The following is an 11,442-nucleotide window of genomic DNA, read 5'->3' as shown; positions in this document are numbered from 1 at the left end:
CGAAGGATTCTAGGCGCAGCTGTGTCTCAGCCCGTGCACCTGCGCGACATAAAAAAGAACGGTCGTGCTTTTTTGAATTATACGCGGAGAAATGCGGCGTCTCTCAGCTTTTCATGTGGACAACGCGTTGCGGGTACGGAATCTCTATACCCGCCCCACGCAGACCACGCAAGATGGCCATATTGATCTCCGAACGCAGCGCCAGCTGCCCGTTCTCGGGGTCGCGTATCCAGACCGACAAGGTGAACTCCAGTCCGTCGGGGCCGAAGCTGGCCAGGTGCGCCGCCGGCGCCGGGTCTTTCAGCACACGCCCGCTTGCCACCGCGGCGCTGACCAGGATCGCTTGCACCTGATCTACATCGCTGTCGTAGCCCACGGTCACGTTGATTGCAAGCTGCACCTTGGGATCGGCCGTGGACAGGTTTTCCACCCGCTGGGTGATGATCAATTCATTGGGCACCACCGATTCGCGCCCGTTCAGCGCCCGGATCAGGGTGTAACGCGTCTTGATGTCAGTGACCACGCCTTCGAACTCGTCGACCCGCACAACGTCACCGATGCGCAGCGAGCGTTCCAGCAGGATGACAAAACCGCTGACATAGTTGGCAGCCAGTTTCTGCAGGCCGAAGCCCAGGCCCACACCCAGCGCGCCGCCCATCACCGACAGGGCCGTCAGGTCCACCCCCACGGCTGAGAGCACGAAGAGCAGGCCCAGCAGCAGGAGCACGGCACGGATGGCGTTGGCCGCCACCTTGCGGATGGACAGGTCACCCACCGATTCACGCAGGATGCGTCTTTCGATGGTGGCCGAGATCCATAACACCACCACCAGCATCACCCCCGAGGACAAGGTCCCTTCGAGCAGGGTGCGCACGCTGATGCGGGACTTGCCGAAGAGGAGGTGGATGGCGTCCAGTTCCTCCAGCACGGCCGGCAGCAGGCCGGTGATCCAGAGCACGGCGGCGCCCCAGGCCAGCCAGGAGATGAAACTCTCCATCAGCTGCACGGTGGACGACAGAGGGAAGGACGAGCGCAGCACCTGAACAAAGAGGCGGATGGCGGCCAGCGAGGTGAAGATGGGCAGCGCCACCTTGAGCACCGCCACCGTCTGGACCTGGGCTACGCCGTAACGGGCGGCATAGATCAGCACCAGGGCCAGCACCGGAAACAGCAGGCCGTCAAACACATGGCGGCCAAACCAGACGGAATCAGCGCCCTGCCCGCGCCGCGCATAACGCGCCACGCCATAAGCCAGGGCCAGGCAGGCCAGCAGGACCAGCACCTCGACCCAGACACGCGCACCGCCCAGGTCATGCAGGAGATTTTGGAGTTCAGTCATGGTCCGGGATTTTCGCCGATTGCGCTGGGAACCCGGCACGGCATGGGCTAATCTACGGCAGACCCCACGGAGAACACTTCATCATGTCTCACCCCACTCCCCTGGCGCGCCGCCATTTGCTCGGTGCCGTCGCTGCAGCCGCCACGGCCGGCGCAGCACTCCCGACCCGGGCCGCCAGCCAGCAGGCCGCGGCCGAAGGTCCGCCGCACAAGATCGTCTACCAGCTCAACCGTCCGGAACATGAGTACCAGGAAGCCATCCTGAACTCCATCGGCGCCATGCTCAAGAAATATGTGGACGACGTGGCCATCGCGGTAGTGGCCTGGGGACCGGGCATCCATCTGCTGGCCAAAAAGCCTCAGCGCCCCGTCGCTCCCTTGCTGCAGCAGCGTGTCAGGAGCATGAGCGAGTCCTACGGCGTGGAGTTCGTGGCCTGCGGTAACACCATGCACAGCCTGGGCTGGGACAAGACCCACATGCTGGAGATCGCGCGCGTCGAGGAAGTGGGCGCAGCCGCCCTCATGGAATATCAGGAAAAGGGCTATGCCTATGTGGCCTGGTAGCCCGAGGACTCAGACATCCGCCAGCGCGCGCAGGTGCGCCTCCACGCTGCGGCCCAGCGCGCTGAGGTTGTAGCCACCTTCCAGACAGGACACGATGCGCCCCTTGCCGTAGCGGCGTGCCACAGCCATCAGGCGCTCGGTGATCCAGGCGTAGTCCGCCTCCACCAGGCCCAGCTGGCCCAGATCGTCCTCGCGATGCGCATCAAAACCGGCACTGATGAAGATCATCTCGGGCTTGAACGCTTCGAGGCGCGGCATCCACAGCATCTCGATCAGTTCACGCACTTCCATGCCCTTAGTGTAGGCTGGCACGGGCACATTCACCATGGTATCGGTGTCCGGCCGCGCACCACCGTGCGGATAGAAGGGGTGCTGGTAGATGCTCACCATCAGGATGCGCTCGTCGTCGGCCACAATGTCCTCGGTGCCGTTGCCGTGGTGCACATCGAAGTCGGCGATGGCCACGCGCTTGAGGCCATGACGCTCCACCGCGTACTTGGCAGCCAGCGCGACGTTGTTGACAAAGCAGAAGCCCATGGCCTTGTCGCGACAGGCATGATGGCCCGGCGGACGGATGGCACAGAAGGCGTTCTCCAGTTCACCGGCCATCACCGCATCGGTGGCCGCCATCGCGGCCCCGGCACCGCGCAGGATAGCGTTCCAGGAGTTCACGTTCATGGCGGTATCGGGGTCGACGTGCGCGTAGCTCGGGCCGCCGGCCTCGACTTCCTCGATCAGGGAGGCGCTCAGGCCGCGCAGCGCAGCGATGTGCATGCGGCCATGGGCCAACTCCATCTCCTCGACCGAGGCCAGCGGCGCTTCGATGCGCGTCAGCGCGAGGTCCAGGCCCGAAACCAGTAGACGGTCTTCGATGGCATCAAGCCGCTCCGGGCATTCCGGATGTCCCGGCCCCATCTCGTGCTTGCGACAGTCACGGTGGGTGAAAAATCCGGTCTTGCTCATGACGATGCCCGTCCTCAGAAAATTTCAGTTATGGTCATGCCATGGACGCACAACCCAAGCTCAAATTATTGCTGGACCAGCTTAACACGGTGATCGTGGGCAAACCGGCCCAGGTGCAGGACGGCGTGGCCTGCCTGCTGGCCGGTGGCCACCTGCTGATCGAGGACGCGCCCGGCGTGGGCAAGACCACACTGGCCCATGCGCTGTCGCGCAGTTTCGGCCTGCAGTTTTCACGCGTGCAGTTCACGGCCGATCTGATGCCCAGCGACCTCTCGGGCGTGTCGATCTATGACCGCAACCAGAACGCCTTCGTCTTCCACCCCGGGCCCATCTTCGCGCAGGTGCTGCTGGCCGATGAGATCAACCGCGCCAGCCCCAAGGCACAAAGCGCCCTGCTCGAAGCCATGGAGGAGAAGCAGGTCAGCATCGAGGGCGAGACCCGCCCCCTGCCCGTGCCTTTTTTCGTGATCGCGACACAGAACCCGCAGGAGCAGCTGGGCACGCACCCGCTGCCTGAGTCGCAGCTGGACCGCTTCCTCATGCGCATCTCCTTGGGTTACCCGGATCGCGCCTCCGAGCGCGCACTGCTCTCTGGCAGTGATCGGCGTGAGATGGTGGACCGCCTGCCCGGCCTGCTGAGCGCGCAGGAACTGCAGGCCCTGCAGCAGCAGGTGCAGGCCGTGCACGCCGCCCCGCCGCTGCTGGACTATCTGCAAGACCTGATCGCCGCCACGCGCAACGGCCGCTGGTTCGTGCAAGGCCTCTCGCCGCGTGCGGGCCTGGCCGTGCTGCGCGCCGCCAAGGCCCAGGCGCTGCTGAGCGGGCGCGACTACGTGGCCCCCGACGACCTGCAGGCCATCCTGCCGCAGACCACGGCCCACCGCCTGGTGCCCGTGGCCAGCGCCGGCCGCGGCCCGCTGGAGCAGGTGCGCGCCATGCTGGAAGCCGTACCCCTGCCCTGAGCGTCGGGCCACCATGGACGCTGCACCCCCTCTGCCCAACCCGGCACTGCACCCCTTGGGTCATGTGCGCGCCCGCTGGCAGCGCTGGTGGCAGGCGCGGCTGCCCAGCAACGACTCCCTCACGCTGACCCAGCGCAACGTCTATATCCTGCCCACACGCGCCGGGTTCATGCTGGCCGGCACCCTGCTGGTGCTGCTGGTGGCATCTATCAACTACCAGCTCAATCTGGGCTACCTGCTGACTTTTCTGCTCGGCGGCAGCGCCATCGTCAGCACCTACATCTCGCACGGCACGCTGAGCGGCCTCACACTGGTGCTGCACCCGGTCGAGGCCCACCATGCGGACGCCCCGAGCAAGCTGCGCATCAGCCTGCACAACGCGCGTACGGCCCCGCGTTACGGCATCGGCCTGCGCGTCTACGGCGAAGATCCACACGCGCCCTGGGTCTGGTGCGATGTGCCCAGCCAGGGCAGCGCCGACCTGGAACTGGTGCTGCCTCACTTCACACGCGGCCGTCACGTCGTGCCCATGCTGACGGCCGAGACACGCTTTCCCCTGGGCATCTTCCGCGTCTGGACCCTGTGGCGCCCGGCCGGCACGGTGCTGGTCTATCCCCAGGCCGAGTCCTCGCCCCCCGCGCTGCCCGAAGGCCAGCCCCACAGCAGCGGCGGCAGCGCTGTGCGCCACGTCGCGAGCAGCGAGTTCGACGGCGTGCGCCCCTACCGCCGCGGCGACCCGCTCAAGAGCATCGTCTGGAAGAAGGCCGCCAAGACCGATGAACTGGTCAGCCGCGACAGCCTGCAGGCCCAGCACTTCCAGCTCTGGCTGGACCTGGCCGAAACCCAGGGCGCCTCGCTGGAACACCGCCTCTCCCGGCTGTGCGCCTGGGTCTTGTTGGCGGAGGCCCAGGAACTGGATTACGGCCTGCGACTTCCGGACACGGAACTGGCCCCGACACAGGGGGAGACGCACAAACGGCAGTGTCTGGAAGCCCTGGCTTTGTACTGAACCTGCAGCCCTTAGCATGCGGACATGCCGAACAGCCCAACCCAGAGCAACGCCAGACTCCTGACCCCTGCCCTCCTGGGCTGGATCACTGGCCTGGCCCTGCAACTGCAACAAGGCGAACTCTGGCCCGCGGCTCCCTACGGTCTGCTGATCGCCGTCGCCCTGGCGCTGCTTCTGATGCTCGGAAGACTGCGCCAACAAATCGCCAGACTGCTCGTGGTATTCGCCGCCACCGCCCTGCTGGCCCATGCCAGCACCGGCCTGCGTGCCCTGCATTTCCAGCAGCAGGCTCTGGACCCTGCGCTGGAAGGCCAGGACATCCGTGTCACCGGTCGCATCAGCGCCATGCCGCAGTTCGGAGAGAACAGCACACGCTTTCGCTACTCCGTCGAAAGTGCGGTCCAGAACAACCAGCTTGTGCAGGTCCCACCACAGCTCTACCTCAGCTGGTACGGCAGCTGGCGCAACGAGGACGGCGCCTTGCCGGAACCCACGCAGATGGCGCCGCCCCTGCAGGCCGGGGAACGCTGGCAGTTCACGGTGCGTTTGCGTGCGCCGCATGGGGCGCGCAACCCGCATGGTTTCGACTTCGAACTCTGGCTCTGGGAACAGGGTCTGCAGGCCACGGGTTATGTGCGCACGGGCAAACGCGATCCGCAGCCGCAAGCCTTGGGCCCCAGCGGGCGGCACCCGGTGGAACGGGCACGCCAGCAGGTGCGCGACGCCATTGAACAACGTGCGCCGGTCGTCAGCGGCGACCCGGCCGAGGAAACCCAGGCCCGCGCGATGGGCATCGTGGCGGCCTTGGTCACGGGTGACCAGCAGGCCATCGCACGCAGCGACTGGGACGTGTTCCGCGCCACCGGCGTGGCCCACCTCATGAGCATCTCGGGTCTGCACATCACGCTCTTCGCCTGGCTGGCCGCGCTGCTGCTGGGCGCACTCTGGAGCACCTCGCCACGCCTGTGCCTGGCCTTCCCGGCCCAGCACGCGGGCCTGCTCGGCGGCCTGCTGCTGGCCACGGGGTATGCCCTGTTCAGCGGCTGGGGTGTGCCGGCGCAGCGCACCATCCTCATGCTGGCCACGATGACCATGCTGCGCCTGTCGGCCCGGCGCTGGCCCTGGCCGCAGCTCTGGCTGCTGGCCGCGGGCGTGGTGCTGGCGGCCGACCCCTGGGCCCTGCTGCAAGCGGGCTTCTGGCTGAGCTTCGTGGCCGTGGGCGTGCTGTTCGCCGGCGCCGGTCGTGAGACGCTGGAAACGCCCCGCACGCTGCGCCAGCACCTGTGGGGCATGCTGCGCGAACAGTGGCTGATCACCCTGGCCCTGGCGCCATTGACCCTGCTGCTCTTCGGCCAGGTCTCGCTGGTCGGCCTGCTGGCCAACGCGCTGGCCATCCCCTGGGTGACGCTGCTGGTGACACCTCTGTCCCTGCTCGGTGTGCTGTGGGCACCGCTTTGGGATGCAGCGGCCCAGACCGTGCTGTGGCTGGGCTGGGTACTGGCGGGCCTGGCCGCGCTGCCCTGGGCCACGTTCTCGGTCGCGCAGGCACCGCTGTGGGCCGGCGCGGCCGCGGTGCTGGGAGGCCTGCTGCTGGTACTGCGCCTGCCCTGGGCTGTGCGTTTTGCCGGGCTGCCGCTGCTGCTGCCCGTGCTCCTGTGGCAGGCCCCACGCCCGGCACCGGGACAGTTCGAGCTGCTGGCGGCCGATATCGGCCAGGGCAATGCCGTGCTCGTGCGCACGGCCGAACACGCCTTGCTCTATGACGCGGGGCCACGCTATGCCAACGACAGCGACGCCGGCCAGCGCGTGCTGGTGCCGCTGCTGCGAGCCCTGGGTGCAAGACTGGACCGCGTGGTGCTGAGCCACCGGGACAGCGACCACACCGGCGGGGGTGGCGCCGTGCTGTCCGCCCAGCCTGGCGCAGACCTGCTGAGTTCCCTGGAAGACGCGCATGAGCTGCAAAGCCTGCGCCACAGCAATCGCTGCGTGAGCGGCCAGGCCTGGGACTGGGACGGCGTACGTTTTGAAGTGCTGCACCCGCAGGCCGAGGACTATGGCAAGGCCAGGCGCAGCAATGCCCTGTCCTGCGTGCTGCGCATCAGCAATGGCTTGCAGACCGTGCTGCTTGCGGGCGACATCGAGAAAGCGCAGGAAGCCCGACTGGTGGCAGCAGGCGCTGCCTTGCGCGCCGACTGGCTGCTGGTGCCGCACCACGGCAGCAAGACCTCCAGCACGGCCGCCTTCCTTGATGCGGTGGCGCCCCACACGGCTCTGGCGCAGGCCGGCTACCGCAATCGTTTTGGCCACCCGGCCGCCGAAGTGGTGGCGCGTTATGAGGAGCGCGGCGTGCACTTGATCAACTCGGCGCAGTGCGGCGCGGCCCACTGGCACTCCGGGCAGCCACGCCAGACCCTGTGCGAGCGCCAGATGCAGCCGCGCTACTGGCAGCATCGCCCCTAGGCTGGGGACGTTACAGCCGATGGAACTTGCGGCAGCGCAGGGCCATCCGGTGTTTTTCTGCGGATAATGGGGCGCACAGGAGTCACCATGGGCATACAAGTGACGGATATCGACCGGGAACTCGATCAGGCCAGATCGGAAGGACCGGTGCGCGACATCGTCATCCCGCCCTGCCCGGAACTGCTCACGGCCTTGCAGCTGGAGATGCGCCAGCGGGACCCTGACCCGGCTGAAGTCACGCGCATTGCCAGCAGCGACGTGGCGATGGCCGCCGCGCTCATGCGCATGGCCAACAGCCCGCTCTATTCACGTGCCCGCCCCGCCAATACGGTGGCCGAGGCCGTGACCATGCTGGGCATGGGCCAGGCGGCCGCCATCCTGACCGGCTTCCTGGCGCGCAGCGCAATACCCGTCAACTCACCGCTGGTGGAGCATTTCTGGGAAACCTCGACACGCCGATCGCTGGCCATGGCCTATATCGCCCGCCAGCTCTATGGGGTGGACGCGGAGGTGGCACAGACCTGCGGCCTCTTCATGCACGTGGGCATCCCCATCATGCTGCAAGGGGTGCGCGGTTACGCCGGCACGCTGGCCGAGGCCCTGGCGCGGCAGGACCGCAGTTTCACCGAGACCGAAAATGCCGTGCACCGCACAGACCACGCGGTGGTGGGCGCCATCGTGGCGCGCACCTGGTTTCTGCCGCCCGTGATCGCCTTCGCGATCCGCCTGCACCACGATTTCACCGTACTGCGCGTGAGTTCGATCCCGGCGGGGGTGCGCAACCTGGTCGCGCTGGCCGCCGTGGCCGAGCATCTGGTGGCCGATTACGAAGGCGTGCAGTTGCAGACCGAATGGCAGCGCTTTGGCCCCGCCTGTCTGAACTATCTGCAGATCGGCGAGTCTGAAGTCGACCTCTGGGTCGACACGCTGCACCCGGTGTTCGAGGCCGTGGTGCTGGTCTGAGCCTGGGCCAAGGCGGCCTGCCGCGCCGCCGCCACAGCCTGGCCCAGTTCGATCACGGCCAGGGCGTAGTAGCTGCTCCAGTTGTAGCGCGTGACGGCGTAGAAGTTCTCGGTGCCGGCCACGTAGCTGGGCGAGTAATCGCCATTCTGCAATTCGACCAGGGCCAGGGGGCCCGCATGCTGGCGACCCGCCGCACCCAGCAGGATGCCTTTGGCCGTGAACTGGTCGACCGCAAAGGTCGGCCGGATATCAGGGGCCAGCAGGGCCGGCATGTCCAGGCGCTCGTAGTCGAAATCCACCGGATAGTGGGTAGGCATGCCCGGTCGCCAGTTGTGTGCCTTGAAATAACTGGCCACCGAGCCTATCGCATCGGCCGTGCTGTCGACCAGGTCCACGCGGCCGTCGCCGTCAAAGTCCACCGCGTGGCGCGCCCAGCTCGACGGCATGAACTGCGGGATGCCCATAGCACCCGCATAACTGCCGCGCGCCTTGAGGGGATCGGCACCGGCCTGCTGACGCAGCTTGAGGAACTCGCCGAGCTCGCTGCGGAAGAAGGCCGCACGTTGGGCCGCGCGAGGATGCTCGTCGGGAAAATCCAGTGCCAGCGTGGCCAGGGCATCGATCACACGGTAGCGACCGATATGGCGGCCGTAATAGGTCTCCACGCCGATGATGCCGATGATGATCTCCGCCGGCACACCGTAGGTGCTGCTGGCGCGCTCCAGCAGTTCACGGTTGGCCTGCCAGAAGGCCACGCCCACCTGGACACGCTCGGTTTCCAGGAAACGGCTGCGGTACTGCAGCCAGTTGCGCGGTACCGTCACCGGCGGCGGCACCACCAGCTTGATCACCTGGGGCACCTGCCGCGCCTTGCCCAGGGTACGGCGCACCCATTTGCGGTCCAGGCCGTGGCGCTCGGCGATCTCGTCGGCCAGGGCCATGGCCTCGGGCCGGCCGGCGTAGAACGGACCACTGCCTTCGATCAGGGTGACGCCCATGTCCTGCACCCGCTTGAGACGGGGCTTCTTGGCAGACGCTGCCTGCGCGGGCAGCACGCAGGAGAGCAGGAACAGCAGGGCCGTCAGCAGCAGGAAGGTCGGATGTCGTTTGCTCACGTGGGCCAGCTCAGTTCTTTCAATTCGCGTCGCAGGACCGCCAGGTCGTTGGCGCTGTTGCGACCGCCGCGCGGCGCATAACGCAATTGTTCGTAGCGCTGCAACCAAGCCTGGATGGCCTGTACCCGATTGTCCTTGGGATCATGGGTTTGCGCCAGCCGTGTGGCCATCTCGCGTGGCGTCACCGCCGCACCCAGGCTCAGGCCGGTGCGTTCCAGCTGCCCGCGCACCCGCTCGATCAGACGCAGCCAGGGGTCCTGGCGGCGGCGCTCCCAACGCGTCCAGAGCGCGCCGCCCAGGCTGGCCGTGACCAGAAACGCCAGCAGCAGATAACCCAAGTCTTCCCAGCTCGGCGCCTCGAAGCCCAGCGCGCGCAGGAGGTTGAGCTGGCGACTCTGCGTGTAGTTCAGCACGCGCTGGTTCCAGGCATTGTTGACGGCCTCCCACAGGGCCCGCACGTTCTGCACGAAGTTCGGGCTGATGACATTGCCCATGGCCGTGGCCATGGCCCCCCGGGGCGCCACCAGACGTTGCAGCGAGCCGATGCGCCCGGGCGAGACGGCCGCCGTCGGATCCACCCGCAGCCAGCCCTGACCGGCCAGCCAGACTTCGGTCCAGGCGTGGGCATCACTTTGGCGTACCACCCAGAAATTGTCCACCGCATTGCGCTCGCCGCCCTGGTAGCCGGTGACGACGCGCGCCGGGATGCCAGCTGCGCGCATCACGATCACGAAGGCCGAAGCGATGTGTTCGCAGAAGCCCAGCTTGCGATCGAACCAGAATTCGTCGGCCGTGTGTTGGCCGTATTCACCGGGCTCCAGGGTGTAGGTGTAACCCCCCGTGCGCAACTGCTGCAGCACGCGGTCGATCAGCCGGGCGGGGTCATTGCCGGTTTCGCGGCCCAGATCGGCTGCCCACTGCAGGGTGCGTGGGTTGAAACCGCGCGGCAGGGAGGTGTAGTCCTGCAGACTGGCCAGCATGCGCTGTGGACCGTGGCGGAAGTCGGTGTAACTCTGTGCCCGGTAACGGAGCAGGTCGTTGATGGGGCCGTTGGCACGCCACTGCAGCTCCTCGCTCATGCGCGCCTCGAGGTCGCCAGGCATCACGGGCGCGGTGGCCGTGGCGTCCAGCGTCAGCAGCCAGGGGCGGTTGTGCGGCTCCAGCGTGAGTTCGTAGCGCAAAGGCGTGCCCCGCACCTGCAGCTCCGCACGCGGCTGCATGGATAGCGGGAAAGTAGCCTGCAAGGGCAACCATTCACGACCGTCGAAGGTGGAGAGCACGGGCCCGCGGAAATACAACGTGCCTTGCAGCGGCTGCGGAGAGCCCTCCTCGAAACGCAGGCGCAGAGCCACGCTGTCGTCCAGCGCCAGGCTGGCGATATTGCCCACCTGCATGCGTTGCGACAGACCGCTGCGGCCGCTCAGGGCGTCGCCGGGCGTGCCCCACAGCGGTGACAGGCGCGGAAAGAACAGGAAGAGCAGGACCATGACGGGCGCGCCCAGCAGCGTCATGCGCGTGGCCATCCGCGCCGATTGCCAGAGCGAAGGCCGGCCTGCCGGCATGTGGCTGTTGACCAGCGCGGTCAGCAGGCCCATGAGGCCCAGCAGCATGGCGGCAGCCGTGAGCAGCGACTGCGAATAGAAGAAATTGGTCAGCATCGTGAAGAAGCCGAGGAAAAAGACCACGAAGGCGTCGCGCCGTGCGCGCAGCTCCAGGGTCTTGAGGGCCAGCAGCACCACGATCAGCGTGACACCGGCATCGCGTCCCAGCAGGGTGCGGTGCGTTGCCCAGGTCGCGCCCACGGTCAGTACCAGACAGGCGAGCAACCACCAACGGCTGGGCAACGGGCGCAACGTGAAGGCCAGCCAGCCGCGCCAGGCCAGCATGCCCGCCGCCATGGCACTGCACCACCAGGGCAGGTGCCCAGCATGCGGCAGCAGCACCCAGGCGATCACCCCCAGCAGGAACAGGGTGTCACGGCTGTCGCGGGGCAGATTGACAAAGGGGTTCTTCATGGCTCACTGCAACAATACCCGACAATGACGCGCTTTGCAGTTTCCCGGAACCA

Annotated in this window: 9 protein-coding genes; 5 read left to right on the top strand and 4 right to left on the bottom strand. The window is 67.0% G+C overall.

Annotation, left to right across the window (positions count from 1 at the left end; translation table 11 throughout):
* Window positions 1–103: 103 nt before the first annotated feature.
* Entirely contained in the window at window positions 104–1,339 is a 1,236-nt protein-coding gene (locus AC07NT_RS03995) for a mechanosensitive ion channel family protein (RefSeq protein ID WP_498597720.1), read from the bottom strand.
* 83 nt (window positions 1,340–1,422) lie between these two features.
* Here AC07NT_RS03995 and AC07NT_RS03990 point away from each other — a divergent pair, with 83 nt between their 5' ends.
* Window positions 1,423–1,902 carry a DsrE family protein gene (locus tag AC07NT_RS03990; protein WP_498597721.1) on the top strand — a complete coding sequence of 160 codons (480 nt, stop codon included), beginning with the start codon at window positions 1,423–1,425 and terminating at the stop codon, window positions 1,900–1,902.
* A gap of 9 nt (window positions 1,903–1,911) precedes the next feature.
* Here AC07NT_RS03990 and AC07NT_RS03985 read toward each other — a convergent pair whose 3' ends face one another.
* The gene (locus AC07NT_RS03985; RefSeq protein ID WP_498597722.1) at window positions 1,912–2,865 is read right to left on the bottom strand and encodes a histone deacetylase family protein; all 954 of its coding nucleotides are present in this window, start codon (window positions 2,863–2,865) and stop codon (window positions 1,912–1,914) included.
* Between the two features lie 41 nt (window positions 2,866–2,906).
* Here AC07NT_RS03985 and AC07NT_RS03980 point away from each other — a divergent pair, with 41 nt between their 5' ends.
* From AC07NT_RS03980 to AC07NT_RS03965, 4 genes are all read left to right on the top strand, one after another.
* Window positions 2,907–3,827 carry an AAA family ATPase gene (locus tag AC07NT_RS03980; RefSeq protein WP_498597723.1) on the top strand — a complete coding sequence of 307 codons (921 nt, stop codon included), beginning with the start codon at window positions 2,907–2,909 and terminating at the stop codon, window positions 3,825–3,827.
* 13 nt (window positions 3,828–3,840) lie between these two features.
* A complete protein-coding gene (locus AC07NT_RS03975; RefSeq protein WP_498597724.1) occupies window positions 3,841–4,836 on the top strand; it encodes a DUF58 domain-containing protein in 996 nt (331 codons plus the stop codon).
* 24 nt (window positions 4,837–4,860) lie between these two features.
* Window positions 4,861–7,296 carry a DNA internalization-related competence protein ComEC/Rec2 gene (locus tag AC07NT_RS03970; RefSeq protein WP_498597725.1) on the top strand — a complete coding sequence of 812 codons (2,436 nt, stop codon included), beginning with the start codon at window positions 4,861–4,863 and terminating at the stop codon, window positions 7,294–7,296.
* An 87-nt stretch (window positions 7,297–7,383) separates the two neighbouring features.
* Window positions 7,384–8,259, top strand: a complete 876-nt coding sequence (locus tag AC07NT_RS03965; RefSeq protein WP_498597726.1) for an HDOD domain-containing protein — start codon at window positions 7,384–7,386, stop codon at window positions 8,257–8,259.
* Here the strand turns inward: AC07NT_RS03965 and mltB are convergent.
* Both mltB and AC07NT_RS03955 read right to left on the bottom strand, forming a co-directional pair.
* Window positions 8,178–9,374 carry a lytic murein transglycosylase B gene (gene mltB / locus AC07NT_RS03960; RefSeq protein ID WP_498597727.1) on the bottom strand — a complete coding sequence of 399 codons (1,197 nt, stop codon included), beginning with the start codon at window positions 9,372–9,374 and terminating at the stop codon, window positions 8,178–8,180. The genes AC07NT_RS03965 and mltB overlap by 82 nt on opposite strands.
* Complete coding sequence (locus tag AC07NT_RS03955) at window positions 9,371–11,389, bottom strand: transglutaminase TgpA family protein (protein WP_498597728.1); 2,019 nt, start codon at window positions 11,387–11,389, stop codon at window positions 9,371–9,373. The genes mltB and AC07NT_RS03955 overlap by 4 nt, the downstream gene beginning before the upstream one ends.
* Window positions 11,390–11,442 lie beyond the last annotated feature (53 nt).

This window comes from Hylemonella sp. GW821-FHT10B10 (genome assembly GCF_059415585.1).
This window is presented reverse-complemented; position numbering and strand designations above follow the sequence as displayed.

Bases quoted from the DNA above. Each gene is read 5' to 3' on its own strand.
- AC07NT_RS03995 (WP_498597720.1), bottom strand. From the start codon at position 1,339: ATGACTGAACTCCAAAATCTCCTGCATGACCTGGGCGGTGCGCGTGTC.
- AC07NT_RS03990 (WP_498597721.1), top strand. From the start codon at position 1,423: ATGTCTCACCCCACTCCCCTGGCGCGCCGCCATTTGCTCGGTGCCGTC.
- AC07NT_RS03985 (WP_498597722.1), bottom strand. From the start codon at position 2,865: ATGAGCAAGACCGGATTTTTCACCCACCGTGACTGTCGCAAGCACGAG.
- AC07NT_RS03980 (WP_498597723.1), top strand. From the start codon at position 2,907: ATGGACGCACAACCCAAGCTCAAATTATTGCTGGACCAGCTTAACACG.
- AC07NT_RS03975 (WP_498597724.1), top strand. From the start codon at position 3,841: ATGGACGCTGCACCCCCTCTGCCCAACCCGGCACTGCACCCCTTGGGT.
- AC07NT_RS03970 (WP_498597725.1), top strand. From the start codon at position 4,861: ATGCCGAACAGCCCAACCCAGAGCAACGCCAGACTCCTGACCCCTGCC.
- AC07NT_RS03965 (WP_498597726.1), top strand. From the start codon at position 7,384: ATGGGCATACAAGTGACGGATATCGACCGGGAACTCGATCAGGCCAGA.
- AC07NT_RS03955 (WP_498597728.1), bottom strand. From the start codon at position 11,389: ATGAAGAACCCCTTTGTCAATCTGCCCCGCGACAGCCGTGACACCCTG.